We start from the raw sequence: 16,998 nt of genomic DNA on the forward strand, positions 1-16,998 counted from the left end.
AAACGTTGATTACAAATTTAGTTTTTAATATTTTGATTACTGTTAAAGATTTCTTTAAAAACCAGTAATTTCTTTATATAATACAGGAAAACGATACTTTTTAAGGTATAGTATTGCTGTGTTTGAAAATCTTTTCTTTTTTTAAGATATTTTAAAGATAGGCAATAAAATGAAAAATGTGCCTTTAAAATGGCAAAAGTATGCCCAAACTTTCCTTGTGTAAGAAAACGGATACCAGCAATTCCGTCTAAAATCATTCGGAAGAAAATAACAAAAAACAGTCCTTTTTTTGGAAGGTTTTTAACAAGCATTAACAGCGAATTTCTAAAATTTAAATATGTTTTTTTAGGATTTCCCTGCTGTAATGTTGCGCCTCCAACATGATAAACAACTGATTCTGAATTGTATTTTATAATATGTCCTTCATTTTTAGCACGCCAGCATAAATCAATTTCTTCCTGATGCGCAAAGAACGTTTCATCAAAACCATTTAGCTGATGATAAACTTCTTTTCGAATAAAAAAACAGGCACCGGAAGCCCAAAACAACTCGCAGTTGTCATTGTATTGACCATAATCTTTTTCAATGGTATCAAAAATTCGGCCTCTGCAAAACGGATAACCATATTTATCTATAAATCCGCCGGCAGCACCTGCATATTCAAAATATTCTTTATTTTTAAAATCAAGGATTTTAGGCTGAATAACGGCAGTTTGTTTTTCTTTATCAAAAGTTTCGATAATTGGTCTGAGCCAATTTGGAGTTACCTCTATATCCGAATTTACTAAAGCATAAATTTCAGCATCTACATTTTGAAGCGCATCGTTATACCCTTTTGCAAAACCATGATTCCCGTTATTTTGAATAATTTTTACAGATGGAAAATTTTCTTTGACAAAATTTACAGAAGAATCGGTTGATGCATTATCGGCCACATAAATTACGGCTTCTGCTGAATATTGTAAAACAGACGGCAGAAATTGCTCTAACAATTTAACTCCGTTCCAATTTAAAATGACAACTGCTATTTTATCCAAAAGTGCTTTTATTTAATATTATTATAATCGGGTAAGTTTTGCAAAAACTGATATCTTTCATTTTCAAAATCCATCTGACAATAAAAATGGTTCAGCCCGTTTGTGACATTCAAAAACCGTGCCTTCATGGTCATGTTATAACGGGCAATTTGGTCAAAAACTGCCTGAGAAATTTTAACTTCAGGAGCCTTGCATTCTACCAATATATGTATGGAGCCGTCTGAATTAAAAACCACAACATCGTACCTTTTTCGTAATCCGTTGACAGTTAGAACTTTTTCAACATTGATAAGCGATTTTGGGTATTTTTTTTCATAAATTAAATGATGGACCACATGCTGGCGAACCCATTCTTCGGGAGTGAGAATGATAAATTTTTTCCTTATTTCATCAAAAATAGACACTTTATTTTCGCTATTTTTGAATCGGAAAGTATAGACCGGGAAATTTAGTTTAAGCATAAAGCAAATATAATTTGAAAATTACTCAATTTGAAAATTAGTTAATTATTTATTTTGTAAAACTGAGAACTGATACTCTACACTGAAAACTAAATTTGAATGGACGAAGTTGTAAAAATTGTTAATGATATTAAGGCAGGAGATATAAAACCTATTTATTTTTTAATGGGCGAAGAACCTTATTATATAGATAAACTGTCTGAATATATCGAACAAAATGTGCTGGCAGAAGAAGAAAAAGGATTTAATCAAACGGTTTTGTATGGCAGGGATGTTTCTGTAGATGATATAGTTTCTACGGCCAAACGTTATCCAATGATGGCTGATCGTCAGGTTGTTATTGTAAAAGAAGCGCAGGATTTATCCAGAACGATAGATAAAATCGAATCGTATGTCGATAATCCGATGCAATCGACCGTTTTAGTTTTTTGCTACAAATATAAAACGCTCGACAAACGTAAAAAAGTGACCAAGCTTTTGGCTCAAAAAGGTGTTGTTTACGAAAGTAAAAAACTATATGAAAACCAGGTTGGTGATTGGATTAAGCGAGTTTTGGCAGGTAAAAAATACACAATCGACCCAAAAGCAAATGCTATGCTTGTTGAGTTTTTAGGAACCGATTTAAGCAAAATCAATAATGAATTAGAAAAGCTGCAGATTATTCTCCCTCAGGGAACTATGATAACGCCGCAGCATATCGAAGAAAATATTGGTTTTAGTAAAGATTATAATGTATTCGAACTTCGAAAAGCAATTGGAGAACGCAACCAGCTGAAAGCTTATAAAATAGCAGAAAACTTTGCACACAATCCTAAAGAATATCCTTTGGTAATGACTACAGGTTTAGTCTTCGGATTTTTTGTGCAGCTTTTAAAATACCATGGACTTAAAGATAAAAATCCAAAAAATGTTGCAGCTGCAATTGGCGTAAATCCTTATTTTTTAAAAGAATACGATTTAGCCGTAAAAAATTATCCAATGCGAAAAGTCAGCCAGATTGTAGGTGCTCTGCGTGATATTGATATTAAAAGTAAAGGAGTAGGGGCCAATGCTTTACCTCAATCAGATTTACTTAAAGAAATGCTGTATAAAATATTTAATTAAGCCGTGAAAATTCACGATATTTGCCTTTCTAAAAATTTTACTACTTAAAAATAATAATTACAAAATTATGGGAATGAATAAAAATACCGTTTTAGGATGGGCTACTTTTATAATGGTACTTATGGGATTGTTGCTGATAGGTCTTGGCGCTTTTAGATACAGTGATGTTTCTGGCTGGGGATTTGTGGCTGTAGGTGTTGGTTTTTTTGCTAATGCCTGGGTTTTTAATGCATTAAAAGGTAGAGTTTAATTCGATTCAATAGTACATTGCAAAAAACAATTGCAATATTAAGATCAGTAAAAAATAATTAATTCAAATAAAAAATAAATAGAATGTCAGACGATAAGAAAGTAATTTTCTCAATGCAAAAATTGAGTAAAACCTATCAGGGAGCAGACAAACCGGTACTTAAAAACATTTATTTAAGTTTCTTTTACGGAGCTAAAATTGGTATTTTAGGTCTTAACGGTTCTGGAAAATCTTCACTTTTAAAAATTATTGCAGGAGTTGATAAAAATTATCAGGGAGATGTGGTTTTTCAGCCAGGTTACACTGTAGGTTATTTAGAGCAGGAACCAATTCTTGATGATTCTAAAACAGTTATTGAAATTGTTCGTGAAGGTGCGGCAGAAACTATGGCAGTTCTTGAAGAATATAACCAGATTAATGATTTATTCGGTCTTCCTGAATATTACGAAGATCAGGATAAAATGGATAAACTGATGGATCGTCAGGCAGCTCTTCAGGATAAAATTGACGCACTTGGTGCCTGGGAAATCGATACAAAACTAGAAATCGCAATGGATGCATTGCGTACACCTGAAGGTGATACACCAATAAAAAACCTTTCGGGAGGTGAGCGCCGTCGTGTAGCTTTATGCCGTTTGTTATTACAGCAGCCGGATGTATTGCTTTTGGATGAGCCTACCAACCACTTAGATGCCGAGTCGGTACTTTGGTTAGAGCAGCATTTAGCACAATATGCAGGAACTGTTATTGCGGTAACGCACGACCGTTATTTCCTTGATAATGTGGCAGGCTGGATTCTTGAGCTGGATAGAGGAGAAGGTATTCCGTGGAAAGGAAACTACTCTTCTTGGTTAGATCAAAAATCAAACCGTATGGCTCAGGAAGAAAAAGTAGCTTCTAAACGCAGAAAAACTTTAGAACGTGAGTTAGAATGGGTTCGTCAGGGAGCAAAAGGTCGTCAGACCAAACAAAAAGCGCGTTTACAGAATTACGATAAATTATTAAATGAAGACCAAAAACAATTAGACGAAAATTTGGAAATCTATATTCCGAATGGTCCGCGTTTAGGTACGAATGTTATTGAAGCTAAAAATGTTGCGAAAGCTTTTGGTGATAAATTATTATATGATAATTTGAACTTTACTTTGCCGCAAGCTGGTATTGTTGGAATTATTGGGCCAAATGGTGCTGGTAAATCTACTATTTTCAAAATGATCATGGGAGAACAGGCAACAGACAGTGGAGAATTTACAGTTGGAGAAACTGTAAAAATCGCTTATGTAGATCAGTCTCACTCTAATATAGATCCAAATAAATCGATTTGGGAAAACTTTGCTGACGGTCAGGAATTAATTATGATGGGAGGAAAGCAGGTTAACTCCAGAGCTTATTTATCTCGTTTCAACTTTGGAGGTGGCGAGCAGAACAAAAAAGTATCAATGCTTTCTGGTGGAGAACGTAACCGTCTGCACTTAGCCATGACTTTGAAAGAAGAAGGAAACGTACTTTTACTGGATGAGCCTACGAATGATCTTGACGTAAATACACTTCGCGCGCTTGAAGAAGGTTTAGAGAATTTTGCTGGTTGCGCCGTAATTATTTCGCACGACAGATGGTTCTTAGACAGAATTTGTACGCACATCTTAGCATTTGAAGGAGATTCTGAAGTTTATTTCTTCGAAGGAAGTTTCTCTGATTATGAAGAAAATAAAAAGAAACGTTTAGGTGGTGATTTAACTCCAAAACGTTTGAAATACAGAAAGTTAATCAGATAATTAAATCTGAAATTTCAATAAAAAATCCCAAATTCCAATTTTAAAACGGAATTTGGGATTTTGTTTTTTTAGTAATGTATGTTTCAGTTTATTAGGTCTAGTTTGTTAATGACAATTTGTAAATAAATTTAAATTTTAAAGAAATTTAGCTTTAATTTCCGGAGTAGGAATCATACAGCTCTCTTTTTTGCCATACCATTTGTAACGGTTTTTTGAAATATAATCGTAAAGGTAATTTCGAAGTTTTTCCGGAAAAATTTTAAAAATTAAAAGCAGACTGTAAAATCCTCCTAACTCTTCTGCAATCTCTATTACGGCTGTAGATTTATAATAATAGGCAACTCCCGGATTGTAAAAAATAATGCTGTCAATTTTTGTTTGATCTACACCTATATAGTTACAAATTTCTTTCCCCAAATCTGACTGCAGTGCTGCAAAACGAAAAATATCTTTTTTGTCATGCTTAACAATAAACTGAACGGCGCCATTACATAAATTGCAGACTCCGTCGAAAAGAATTATTTTTTTATTTTTTGGTAAATTCTGCATACTATGATGTATAAACTTTAAGAAATTTTATATGAAGAAAAAATAGTAGAAATTAGCTATTTTAAAAATCTATTAATATTTTTAAAACAATAAATTTTATAAATAAAAAATAGCCTTTATAAATTCCTTTAAAGCGATTATCAGATTTTTTTCATGTTCTTAATCATATTTTTGAAAATAATCACTTAAAATGCTTTATTTTAATTTTTGATCAAATTTGGAGTTTTTCTCCAATTAAAAATTATTTCTTAACAGCTTCAACTAACTCCAATTCATCCAAACTTACTTTCGATGTAAAAATTCCGTAATTAACTGTTGCTTTATTTTTTTCGATAGCATCGATACTTCCAACAGATCTTCCGTCAAGCATTCTAACTCTGTCACCAACTTTTAAAATTGGTTTTGGTTTTTCTATAACAGGTTTGAGTTTTTTCTCTTTTTTCTCCTTGCGGATTTCTTCTACTTTTACCTGTACTTCGGCAATAATTTCTTTTTGTTTTTCAACTTTTGCCTTTACTTCTTTTGGTGTTGCTTTTTTACGTTTAGAATTTTCGATTTCAACAATTTTCAAAAATTCGCCAATCAGTTCTTTTTTGTTTTTGTTGTTGAAATATTTCTCAGCAATATCATCAATTTTTTGTCCTATATATATAACCTTCTGGTTACTGTCGTATAACTCCTGATAGCTTTCCAGTTTTTGCTGAATTCTGGTATTGATGTTTTCCATCTTTTTACTTTCCTCGCGCGCACGTGTTTCTTCCTCTTTTAAGTTTAAAGAAGTTTTTTCAAGCTTGGATCTTTCTTTTTGAAGCGTTGCAATGGTTTTATCAAAACGAACTTTTCCAACTTCAATTTTCTTTTTCGCGCGATTAATTAATCCAAACGGAATGCCATTTTTTTGAGCAACTTCAAAAGTAAACGAACTTCCCGCTTGTCCCAGAGCCAGTTTGTACATTGGTTCTAAAGACTTTTCGTCAAACATCATATTGGCATTTGTTGCAAAAGGCAATTCGTTCGCCAGAATCTTCAGATTTGAATAATGCGTTGTAATAATCCCGAAAGCTTCTCTGTGATAAAATTCTTCCAGAAAAATTTCTGCCAAAGCTCCTCCCAATTCCGGATCAGAACCTGTACCAAATTCATCAATTAAAAACATGGTTTTCTTGTTGCATTTCTTCAAGAAATAATTCATGTTTTTTAAACGATAACTATATGTACTTAAATGATTTTCAATAGATTGGTTGTCTCCAATATCTGTAAGGATTCTGTCAAACAAGAAAGTTTCACTTCTTTCATGAACCGGGATTAAAATTCCGGATTGCAACATTAATTGTAGTAAACCAACTGTTTTTAGGGAAATTGTTTTTCCTCCGGCATTAGGTCCTGAAATTACAATAATTCTGTTTTCTTGTTTTAACTCTATGGTCTGCGGATATGTGATTTCCTTTTTCTGTTTGTTGTTCAAATACAAAATAGGATGATAGGCTTCTCTAAAGAACAATCTTCTTTCTTCTGTAATTGCTGGTAAAATTCCGTTGATTCGATTGGCATATTTTGCTTTACCTGCCACGACATCAATATCACTCAAAAAGTCTTGATATTCAATTAATAAAGGCAAAAATGGTCGGATTGCATTTGATAATTGCTTTAAAATTCTTGTGATTTCTTCCTTTTCTTCATATTCAAGATTAGCTAATTCCCTCGAATATTTTAAAGTAGCTTCGGGTTCAATGTAAGCAATACTTCCGGTTTTCGAACTTCCTAAAATAGAGCCTTTTACCTTACGTCTGTACATGGCAAGTACGGCAAGAACACGTCGGTTTTGAACAAAGCTTTCTTTAATATCATCCAAATAACCAAGACCATTGTATTGAGTAAGAGCTACTCCAAAACTTTGGTTTACTTTGCCGCGAACCAAATTCATGTTTTGCCTGATGCTCAAAAGTGCCGGCGAAGCATTGTCTTTTATTTCTCCGTATTTATCTACAATTGCATCAATTAAACTAACGATATCTTTTGTGTATTCAACTCTTGCTGCTCTTACATTTAAATTTGGATAATAATCATCAAATTTTTTAAGGAATGTCAGCAGGACATTTGTTGTAGAAGATAGTGTTGCAATTTTTCTAAAACTTCCTACTTCAAGAAAACTATCCTCAATTGCAAGAAACTTAATTTCATGCGAAATGGCATCAAATCCATGATTTGGAATTGCGTTGTTATTTTGAAAAGACGAAACATATTCAGAAGTCTGCATTAAAGCCGACATTAATTCTTCTTTGTCTCTAAATGGTTTTATTTGTAAAGCTTTTTCTTTTCCAATGTCGGTGTTGCATCCATCTGAAATGGTTTCAAGTACGGTTGGAAATTGTAAGTCTTGTAATGTTTTATCTGTAATACTAATCATTTAATTTCTTTAAGAAAGTACAGGCAAAAATACGAAAATAGTATATTGTACGCTGTAAAGTTTAAGTCTAATTTATTGTTTATTAAAGTATGATTTTACTTAAAAATTCCTGAAATTCGCAAAAAAAAAGTTATGGACGTAAAAATGCACTCTTCCTGGAAGCCGGTTTTGAATGATGAATTTGAAAAACCTTATTTCAAAGAATTGATAGATTTTGTCAAATCAGAATATGCTACAAAAATCTGTTATCCAAAAGGAAGCCAGATTTTTTCAGCTTTTGATCATTGTCATTTCGATCAGGTAAAAGTTGTTATTATTGGTCAGGATCCTTATCATGGTCCAAATCAGGCAAATGGTTTATGTTTTTCTGTAAATGACGGGATTCCGTTTCCGCCATCTTTATATAATATTTTTAAAGAAATCGAAACAGATTTGGGTAAACCAATGCCTAAAACCGGAAATCTGGAACGCTGGGCAGATCAGGGTGTTTTTCTTTTAAATGCAACTTTAACAGTTCGACAATCTGAAGCAGGAAGTCATCAGGGAAAAGGCTGGGAAAAATTTACTGATGCAGTCATTAAACAAATTTCTGCCGAAAAAGAAAATGTTGTTTTTTTACTTTGGGGCGGTTTTGCCCAAAAGAAAGCAGCTTTGATTGACGCCTCAAAACATCATATTTTAAAATCCGGACATCCGTCTCCTTTAAGTGCCAATAGAGGATTTTGGTTTGGAAATAAACATTTCAGCCAGACCAATGATTTTTTACAATCAAAAGGATTGAAAGAAATTGAGTGGTAATTTTTAAGGTTTAAGCTTTAGAAGTACAAAGGCACAAAGGAAATTTTGTGTTTTTGTATTTTTTAAAATTATTTTTTTACAATTTCTTCTAAAACAGCTTTACTCTCGTAGTTTATCACTTTTAAAATAATCTCCTGATTTTTTACCGTTTTTCCTTCAATCACATAAAGTTTTCCTTTTTTAAAAGGGACATTACTTTGGTCAAAATCAACATCTCCGTAGGTTAATGTGTTTTTAACGTCTGCAGTGTCTACCCACTTTTCATTTAAAGTCTGAATTGCTTTATCTGAATATTGAAAAGGTTTTGTGCGCAAATTATTCAGAACTCTGGCATTTGGAAAATAATTGCAGCGAGTGTCTTTACCACTAAATACAAGGGCTACAAAAAAGCATCCCATAATTAATCCAATCAAATAATAAGCAAAACGGTGTACGAACTTCATGAAATAAAATTTTTGCAAAGGTACATTAAAGTTCCTTTAAAATACAAGTAAATTGATATCGTTATCAGGAAGGTCAAACCAGTCGCCAATAGCTTTGTTTGTGAGGATTCCGTGGTACAAATAAATTCCGTTTTTTAAGCCTTTATTACATCTTATAGCGCTTTCGATACCGCCGTCTTCTGAGATTTGGTGCAGGTAAGGAGTTAAAATATTACTAATTGATAATGAAGCAGTTTTAGAATATCGGGACGGTATATTTGGTACACAATAATGCAGCACATTGCTTTTAATAAAGGTAGGTTTTTCGTGAGTAGTCACTTCCGAAGTTTCAAAACATCCGCCGGTATCGATACTAACATCTACAATTACGGCACCTTTTTTCATGTGCTCAACCATCGTTTCTGTTACAATAATAGGACAGCGTTCTTTGCCGCGCATCGCACCAATTGCAACATCACAACGGCGTAAAGCTTTTAGTAATGCTTTTTGCTGTACAGTTGAAGTAAAAATTCTCTGGCTTAAATTATTTTGCAAACGACGTAATTTAGTAATTGAATTATCAAATACTTTTACATTGGCACCAAGACCAATCGCGGTTTTTGCAGCAAATTCTCCAACAGTTCCGGCGCCCAGAATTACAACTTCGGTAGGGGGAACTCCTGTAATGTTTCCGAATAAAAGCCCTTTTCCAAATTCGTCTGTAATCATTAATTCGGCAGCAATTAGGATAGAAGCTGTTCCTGCAATTTCACTTAATGATTTTACAGCCGGATAAGAACCGTCTTCATCTTTGATATATTCAAATGCTAAGGCTGTAATTTTTTTTTGTGCCAAAGCCTCAAAGTATTCTTTCTTTTTGGTTTTTAACTGAATTGCCGAAATAATTACCGTTTCAGGATTTATCATTTCAATTTCGGCTAAAGTAGGCGGCTCAACTTTTAATAAAAACGGACAGCCAAAAACTCTTTTTGTGTCTTTTGTAATTTCTGCACCCGCGTCTGAATATTCCTTGTCTGTATAACTCGAACTTTCTCCGGCTCCGGATTCGATCATTACACGATGACCTTCATAGGTTAGAGAATTAACGGCATCGGGAGTTAAACAGATACGACGTTCCTGATAACTTGTTTCCTTAGGAATTCCTATGAAAAGTTCTCTTTTAAAACGACCAACCTCAAGTTTTTCTTCTTGCGGAATTAATTGTTGTTTTGTAAATGGAGTTAAGGTAATTGACATGGATTGTGCAAAAAATTAAGGGTACAAATTACGTAAAAAGTTTTAAAATTAGTAGAAATATTCTGCTAATAAAACATTAATAATTAAGGTAGTTTTTTTATGTTTTGATGATTTTTTTAAACAGTTTTTTAAATCTGTTTTGAAGGATATTATTTATACGCTAATCTTCATCATTATATTCGATTTTTTTTCTTTTCCATTTTGAACCAATGTATTCTCTTTCAGCCTCTTCGCCATATTCCAAATCAAAAACTTCATTTAAAGTGTTGTCTCTGAGGACTAATTGTTCTAAGGCTACAATTATTATATCTTCCTGAGCTTGATCGCCAGTTAAAAACAGCCAGTCTCCTTCGTCATCATGCGTAACCTGTAAAATAGGTTTTTGGTCATTTAACCATTGTTTTGTGGTAAATGAAGTTAGATTTTTGGGTTCTAAAAATTTGAAGGCAGTATTCCTGTCAAGCAAAGGCTGCTTATAAAGAAAATCATCTTCGAAATTTTCTTCCCACGGAAATTTATCATTTCGATCTGTCCAAACTAATTGAAGAGCAGGAAAATCATTGGTGGCATAAAAATTTATGGCTGTTCCAAAATAATCTTCCAAATTATTGGGGTCGACAGTTAGAAACTCTGCATTACTATTATCAAAAATTCTGTCAAAATAATTTTTACCAACTTCAATGGATTCTCCGCTTTTAATTATTTCTGCGACTTCATTAATTATAGTATGATGCAAGGAATTAGATAATCCAAAACATATTATTTCAGGATGATTGTATTTTTGCCATAATCCTATACTGTACGCAAATGAAGGTAAATAATCCGTTGAGTCAATCATTATAACTTGGAGGCCGTGTTTTTTGATATTGGCCTTAATATTTGTAATTAAATCTTCTGGATTAATACAATTGTGCGCTTCAATATTCATAAAATCAATTTAGAGTCAATTCTCTTTTCCCATCTTCCAGCAAATCAATATTAATTGTCGAATATTCTTCCGGAAGCAGATTTGCAATTTTTTCAGACCATTCGATAAAACACCAGTTTCCGGAATATAAATAATCATCAACACCCATATCCAGAGCTTCAGTTTCTTGTTTTATTCTGTAAAAATCAAAGTGATAAACTTTTTTGCCATCGGCAATTTCGTATTCGTTTACTAAGGAAAAAGTAGGACTGCTGGTAGCATCATGAACGCCAAGAGTTTTGCATAACTGCTTGATTAAAGTAGTTTTTCCAACTCCCATTTCACCATTAAAAAGAATGATTTTATTTGGGTTTGAGTTTAAAATCTGCTCGGCAGTTTCCTGAATTTGATCTAAAGTAAAAATGATATTCATGTATTGCTTATTTATATAGTCTCAGTTTGCAGTCACAGTTTTCGGTTTTTAACTGGAGACTGTAAACTGAGACTGAAAACTTTTTATTTAGGGTTAAATACCAAAAACGGAATTATCATTTCTTCTAACGAAATTCCACCATGCTGATATGTGTTTTTATAATAACTTACATAATGATTATAGTTGTTTACATAAGCCAGAAAAAAATCATTTTTGGCAAAAATAAACGAACTGCTCATATTTATGGCCGGTAAACCAATTGTTTTAGGTTCTTTAACTACATAAACATCTTTTTGTTCGTATGTTAAACTGCGGCCGGTTTTATAACGCAAATTTAGACTTGTATTTTTATCTCCCACAACTTTCGACGGATTTTTTACATTAATTGTTCCGTGATCCGTGGTTAAAATTAATTTGAAGCCTAAAAGCTGTGCCTGCTGAATAATTTCTAATAAAGGAGAATTTTTAAACCAGCTTAGTGTAAGCGAACGATACGCTTTGTCATCAGAAGCTAATTCTTTTACGACATCCATTTCGGTTTTTGCATGTGACAGCATATCGACAAAATTGTAAACTACAGTTACTAAATCATTGCCTTTTAAAGCTTTAAAATTCTCTGCTAATTTTTTACCGCCTGCATAATTGGTGATTTTAAAATAATCTTCCTTAATATTTAAGCCTAAACGTTTGATTTGTGCCGAAAGAAATTCTGCTTCGTAAAGATTTTTTCCGCCATCTTCAACATCATTTTTCCAATATTGCGGAAATTGTTTTTCCATATCCAAAGGCATTAAACCGGAGAATATTGCATTTCTGGCGTATTGTGTCGCAGTTGGAAGAATAGAAAAATAAGGAACTTCTTTTTCTAATTTATAGTAGTTTGAAATCACCGTTTCAAAAGATTTCCACTGATCGTATCGAAGATTATCAATGACAACAAACAAAATAGGTTTGTCTTTCTTTTTGATTTCCGGAACTACCAATTCTTTAAATAAATTATGAGATTGAATTGGCTTATCTGCTTTTGGTGCAAACCAGTCTTCGTAGTTTCTTTCGATGTATTTCCCAAATTGCGAATTGGCTTCAACTTTTTGTGATTCAAGGATTTCTATCATCGCCTGATCGTTAATGTCTTCCAGTTTTAATTCCCAAAACAGCAATTTTTTATACAATTCAACCCAGTCTTCATATGAATTAACCATCGCTAATTCCATTGAAATTTTTCTGAATTCTTTTTGATAATCTAAGGTGGTTTTTTCCGTAATTAATCTCGAATCGTCCAAATTTTTCTTTAAACTCAATAAAATCTGATTCGGGTTTACCGGCTTTATCAAATAATCAGCGATTTTAGAGCCAATCGCTTCTTCCATTATATATTCTTCCTCACTTTTGGTAATCATAATCATCGGAATGGCAGATTTTTTTTCTTTCATTTCAGAAAGCGTTTCCAAACCGCTCATTCCCGGCATATTTTCATCCAAAAAAACAATATCAAAATTTTCCTCTTCAAATAAAGCAACCGCATCGAGTCCATTGTTGCTGGTTGTAACTTCGTAATTCTTTTTTTCAAGAAACAATATATGTGGCTTTAAAAGATCGATTTCATCATCGACCCAAAGTATCTTTATCTTATCCATAAGCAAATTAATTTTAATGCAATTTAAAAGTATAGAACTTAAAAAGTATTAAAAATAGTATAAAATTAGGAATAGCGAATGGAAATTTATTCTGAATATTTTTTTTTGTCTTTTTAATGTTTAAGAAAATACTGATGTTAAATATCAATTTTTTAAGTTAAAAACTAAAATCTGTTTATACATAATTACTTATATTTGTTGACCAAAAAAATAACCAGCTAGTGACTCAAATTAACAAGTTAAAAATATTTAATGACCCTATTTACGGGTTTATCACAATACCGAACGAACTAATCTACGACTTAATTCAACATCCTTACTTTCAACGTTTGCGCCGTATTTCGCAAATGGGATTATCGTATTTGGTTTATCCGGGGGCCAATCATACGCGTTTTCACCACGCATTGGGCTGTATGCATTTAATGCAGAAGGCAATCGAAACACTTCGTTTTAAAGGTGTTGCAATTTCAAATGATGAAGAATGCGCGCTCTTAATTGCTATTTTATTACATGATATAGGACATGGGCCATTTTCGCATGCAATGGAAAAAAGCATTGTGGAAGATGTAAATCATGAAGCGATTTCATTGTTATTTATGAATAGGCTGAATGAGGAATTTGATGGGAAATTAAGTTTGGCAATTCAGGTTTTTAAAGGCGAATATCACAGAAAATTCATGCTTCAATTGATTTCAAGTCAATTGGATATGGATAGAATGGACTATTTGAAAAGAGACAGTTTTTATACCGGAGTTGCTGAAGGTAATGTGAATTCTGAACGTTTAATTCAGATGATGAATGTCGAAAATGATGTTTTGGTTATAGAAGAAAAAGGAATTTATTCTGTCGAAAAGTTTTTGCTTTCAAGAAGATTAATGTACTGGCAGGCCTATTTGCATAAAACAAGTTTAGTGGCCGAATTAATTTTAATGAAAGTATTAAAACGTGCTAAAGAATTGACATTAAAAGGAATTAAACTGCCTTGCAGTGAGCCGCTTATGTATTTTATGCAAAATAAAATTACACTGGAAGATTTTGATGCCGAAAAGCTGGATTTGTTTTCTCAGTTGGATGATTTTGATATCATCAGTGCTTTAAAAGCATGGCAGAGAAATAATGATTTTATACTTTCTACTTTAAGTAAAATGATCATTAACAGAGATTTATTGAAAATAAAGCTTAGTGCAGACAAAATTCCGATGGAAGAATCTCAATCTTTAAAAGAAGAATTTGCTGAAGCACATCATATATCGGCAGTAGATGCAGGTTATTTTATTTTTAGAGGGAAAATTAAGAATCAGGCATACAGTAAAGAAGCGGAACCAATACGAATTTTGAAAAAAGATAAAACAATTGAAGACGTTGTTGAAGCTTCTGACCAGTTGAATTTGAAATCGTTATCTAAATTGGTGACAAAATATTATATCTGTTTTCCAAAACAACTTATCTAAAATTAACATTTAAAATCTATTTTTTATATTTTTGTCGCGATGAAATTTACAGCAGAACAAATAGCAGGAATTTTAGAAGGAGAAGTTGTTGGAAATCCCAATGCAGAAGTTTCTCGACTTTCTAAAATAGAAGAAGGTGAGGAAGGATCTCTTACTTTTTTGGCTAATCCGAAATATATCAACTATATATATACTACAAGAGCGACGGTTACAATTGTTAACGACAGCTTTGTACCTGAACAGGAAATTACTACTACATTAATAAAGGTTGAAGATGCTTATGCTTCTTTTTCTAAACTATTGCATTTTTACAATCAGGTAAAATTGAATAAAAATGGAATCGAACCGCAGTCTTTTATGTTTGAAGGAACTAAATATGGAGAAAATCTGTATTTAGGGAGCTTTAGTTATATAGGACAAAATGTGGTTTTAGGAAACAATGTAAAAATTTACCCAAACAGTTTTATTGGCGATAATGTTGTGATTGGCGATAATGTATTTATTTTTGCCGGTGCAAAAATCTATTCAGAAACCATAATTGGAAACAATTGTACGATTCATTCCGGTACTATTATAGGTGCAGATGGTTTTGGTTTTGTACCAAATGAAGAAGGAGTATACAGTAAAGTACCTCAAATTGGGAATGTTATCATAGAAGATAATGTAGATATTGGTGCCAATACTACAATTGACAGAGCAACACTTGGATCTACTATTATCAGACAAGGAGTTAAATTAGACAATCAAATTCAGATAGCACACAATGTTGAAATTGGTAAAAACACAGTAATTGCTGCACAAAGTGGTGTTGCCGGTTCTACCAAAATTGGCGAAAATTGTATGATTGGCGGGCAGGTTGGAATCGCAGGGCATTTAATTATAGGAAATAATGTCAGACTTCAGGCTCAGTCAGGAGTGGCAAGAAACATTAAAGACGATGAAGTTTTACAAGGCTCACCGTCACTTGGATACAGCGATTTTAATAAATCGTATGTTCATTTTAAAAATCTTCCTAAGATTGTTGCTGAAGTTGAAGAAATAAAAAAACAAATAATAAACCCAAAAAATGGAAATAATGGTTAAACAGAAGACCATCAAAAATGAAATTTCACTAACAGGAGTTGGATTACACACTGGAAAAGAAGTTACTATGACTTTTAAACCAGCTCCAATTAATAATGGTTTCACTTTTGTAAGAGTAGATTTGCAAGGCCAGCCAGTCATTGAGGCTGATGCTAATTACGTTGTTAATACTCAAAGAGGTACAAATCTTGAGAAACTAGGAGTAAAAATTCAAACTCCTGAACACGTTTTAGCTGCAGTAGTTGGCTGCGATTTGGATAATATTATTATTGAATTGAATGCCTCTGAACTTCCTATTATGGACGGTTCATCAAAATATTTTGTTGAAGCAATTGAAAAAGCCGGAATCGAAGAACAAGACGCAAGCCGTAATATTTATGTTGTAAAAGAAGTTATTTCGTTTACCGATGAAGCTACAGGAAGCGAAATCCTTGTGATGCCAAGTGATGAATATCAGGTAACTACAATGGTAGATTTTGGTACTAAAGTTTTAGGAACCCAAAATGCTACGCTTAAAAGTTTATCCGATTTTAAACAGGAAATTGCAAGTTCAAGAACTTTTAGCTTTTTGCATGAATTAGAATCTTTATTAGAGCACGGCTTAATTAAAGGCGGTGACTTAAATAATGCAATTGTATATGTAGACAAAGAAATCTCTGAGTCTACAATGGAAAATTTAAAGAAAGCTTTTGGTAAAGATGAAATTTCTGTAAAACCAAACGGCGTTTTAGACAACCTGACTTTACATTATCCAAACGAAGCGGCGAGACATAAATTACTTGATGTTATTGGAGATTTATCTCTTATTGGAGTTCGTATTCAGGGAAAAATTATTGCAAACAAACCCGGACATTTTGTAAATACGCAGTTTGCTAAAAAACTGGCAAAAATTATCAAAATAGAGCAAAGAAATCATGTTCCTGTTTACGATTTAAACCAGGAACCTTTGATGGACATTCACAAAATTATGTCTATGCTGCCTCACAGACCTCCATTTTTGTTGATTGACAGAATTATTGAAATGTCAGATCGTCACGTAGTTGGTTTGAAAAATGTGACAATGAACGAAAATTTCTTCGTAGGACATTTTCCTGAAGCTCCGGTAATGCCGGGAGTTTTAATTGTAGAAGCTATGGCTCAGACAGGTGGAATTTTAGTTTTAAGCACAGTTCCGGATCCGGAAAATTACTTAACATATTTCATGAAAATTGATAATGTTAAATTCAAACATAAAGTATTGCCGGGTGATACATTAATTTTCAAATGCGAGTTGATTTCACCTATCAGAAGAGGAATCTGCCACATGCAGGCGAATGCTTACGCAAACGGAAAATTAGTGACTGAGGCAGAATTAATGGCACAAATTGCAAGAAAACAATAATTAATCAAATTTATTGTTTAGGTTTGTTGCCCTAAAATTAGATTAT

General features: G+C 32.9%; 16 protein-coding genes. 7 read left to right on the forward strand and 9 right to left on the reverse strand.

What is annotated here, in order from left to right; all coding sequences use genetic code 11:
• Positions 1–17: 17 nt before the first annotated feature.
• Both ASE21_RS12415 and ASE21_RS12420 read right to left on the reverse strand, forming a co-directional pair.
• Complete coding sequence (locus ASE21_RS12415) at positions 18–1,037, reverse strand: glycosyltransferase family 2 protein (RefSeq protein WP_057122977.1); 1,020 nt, start codon at positions 1,035–1,037, stop codon at positions 18–20.
• Between the two features lie 8 nt (positions 1,038–1,045).
• The gene (locus ASE21_RS12420; RefSeq protein WP_057122978.1) at positions 1,046–1,498 is read right to left on the reverse strand and encodes a type I restriction enzyme HsdR N-terminal domain-containing protein; all 453 of its coding nucleotides are present in this window, start codon (positions 1,496–1,498) and stop codon (positions 1,046–1,048) included.
• Positions 1,499–1,597: 99 nt separating this feature from the next.
• Here ASE21_RS12420 and holA point away from each other — a divergent pair, with 99 nt between their 5' ends.
• The 3 genes from holA (at position 1,598) to ettA (ending at position 4,627) form a co-directional block, all read left to right on the forward strand.
• Positions 1,598–2,602 carry a DNA polymerase III subunit delta gene (holA, locus tag ASE21_RS12425; RefSeq protein WP_057122979.1) on the forward strand — a complete coding sequence of 335 codons (1,005 nt, stop codon included), beginning with the start codon at positions 1,598–1,600 and terminating at the stop codon, positions 2,600–2,602.
• 67 nt (positions 2,603–2,669) lie between these two features.
• The gene (locus ASE21_RS12430) at positions 2,670–2,852 is read left to right on the forward strand and encodes a CAL67264 family membrane protein (RefSeq protein WP_057122980.1); all 183 of its coding nucleotides are present in this window, start codon (positions 2,670–2,672) and stop codon (positions 2,850–2,852) included.
• Positions 2,853–2,935: 83 nt separating this feature from the next.
• Positions 2,936–4,627, forward strand: a complete 1,692-nt coding sequence (ettA, locus tag ASE21_RS12435; protein ID WP_057122981.1) for an energy-dependent translational throttle protein EttA — start codon at positions 2,936–2,938, stop codon at positions 4,625–4,627.
• Positions 4,628–4,762: 135 nt separating this feature from the next.
• Here the strand turns inward: ettA and ASE21_RS12440 are convergent, their stop codons facing one another.
• Together ASE21_RS12440 and ASE21_RS12445 are read right to left on the reverse strand one after the other, a co-directional pair.
• Entirely contained in the window at positions 4,763–5,176 is a 414-nt protein-coding gene (locus ASE21_RS12440) for a thiol-disulfide oxidoreductase DCC family protein (protein WP_057122982.1), read from the reverse strand.
• A gap of 241 nt (positions 5,177–5,417) precedes the next feature.
• Complete coding sequence (locus ASE21_RS12445) at positions 5,418–7,583, reverse strand: endonuclease MutS2 (protein WP_057122983.1); 2,166 nt, start codon at positions 7,581–7,583, stop codon at positions 5,418–5,420.
• Between the two features lie 132 nt (positions 7,584–7,715).
• Here ASE21_RS12445 and ASE21_RS12450 point away from each other — a divergent pair, with 132 nt between their 5' ends.
• The gene (locus tag ASE21_RS12450) at positions 7,716–8,381 is read left to right on the forward strand and encodes a uracil-DNA glycosylase (RefSeq protein WP_057122984.1); all 666 of its coding nucleotides are present in this window, start codon (positions 7,716–7,718) and stop codon (positions 8,379–8,381) included.
• Positions 8,382–8,449: 68 nt separating this feature from the next.
• Here ASE21_RS12450 and ASE21_RS12455 read toward each other — a convergent pair whose 3' ends face one another.
• The 5 genes from ASE21_RS12455 to ASE21_RS12475 form a co-directional block, all read right to left on the reverse strand.
• On the reverse strand, positions 8,450–8,824 hold the full coding sequence (locus tag ASE21_RS12455) for a DUF4258 domain-containing protein (RefSeq protein ID WP_057122985.1): 375 nt from the start codon (positions 8,822–8,824) through the stop codon (positions 8,450–8,452).
• Positions 8,825–8,860: 36 nt separating this feature from the next.
• Complete coding sequence (locus ASE21_RS12460) at positions 8,861–10,060, reverse strand: alanine dehydrogenase (protein WP_057122986.1); 1,200 nt, start codon at positions 10,058–10,060, stop codon at positions 8,861–8,863.
• A gap of 160 nt (positions 10,061–10,220) precedes the next feature.
• Complete coding sequence (locus ASE21_RS12465; protein WP_057122987.1) at positions 10,221–10,988, reverse strand: DUF4262 domain-containing protein; 768 nt, start codon at positions 10,986–10,988, stop codon at positions 10,221–10,223.
• Between the two features lie 4 nt (positions 10,989–10,992).
• Positions 10,993–11,400 (reverse strand): tRNA (adenosine(37)-N6)-threonylcarbamoyltransferase complex ATPase subunit type 1 TsaE, encoded by a 408-nt coding sequence (gene tsaE / locus ASE21_RS12470; RefSeq protein WP_057122988.1) that lies wholly within the window; start codon positions 11,398–11,400, stop codon positions 10,993–10,995.
• Positions 11,401–11,483: 83 nt separating this feature from the next.
• Positions 11,484–13,037: a bifunctional response regulator/alkaline phosphatase family protein gene (locus ASE21_RS12475; protein ID WP_057122989.1), complete on the reverse strand. Its 1,554-nt coding sequence runs from the start codon at positions 13,035–13,037 to the stop codon at positions 11,484–11,486.
• A gap of 221 nt (positions 13,038–13,258) precedes the next feature.
• Here ASE21_RS12475 and ASE21_RS12480 point away from each other — a divergent pair, with 221 nt between their 5' ends.
• The 3 genes from ASE21_RS12480 to ASE21_RS12490 are packed head-to-tail and all read left to right on the forward strand — an operon-like array spanning position 13,259 to position 16,952.
• Positions 13,259–14,488, forward strand: coding sequence for an HD domain-containing protein (locus tag ASE21_RS12480; protein ID WP_057122990.1), 1,230 nt, complete (start codon positions 13,259–13,261; stop codon positions 14,486–14,488).
• Between the two features lie 39 nt (positions 14,489–14,527).
• Positions 14,528–15,571, forward strand: a complete 1,044-nt coding sequence (gene lpxD / locus ASE21_RS12485; RefSeq protein ID WP_057122991.1) for a UDP-3-O-(3-hydroxymyristoyl)glucosamine N-acyltransferase — start codon at positions 14,528–14,530, stop codon at positions 15,569–15,571.
• The gene (locus tag ASE21_RS12490; RefSeq protein ID WP_057123195.1) at positions 15,564–16,952 is read left to right on the forward strand and encodes a bifunctional UDP-3-O-[3-hydroxymyristoyl] N-acetylglucosamine deacetylase/3-hydroxyacyl-ACP dehydratase; all 1,389 of its coding nucleotides are present in this window, start codon (positions 15,564–15,566) and stop codon (positions 16,950–16,952) included. The genes lpxD and ASE21_RS12490 overlap by 8 nt, the downstream gene beginning before the upstream one ends.
• Positions 16,953–16,998 lie beyond the last annotated feature (46 nt).

Source organism: Flavobacterium sp. Root901, assembly GCF_001429765.1.
GTDB lineage: Bacteria > Bacteroidota > Bacteroidia > Flavobacteriales > Flavobacteriaceae > Flavobacterium.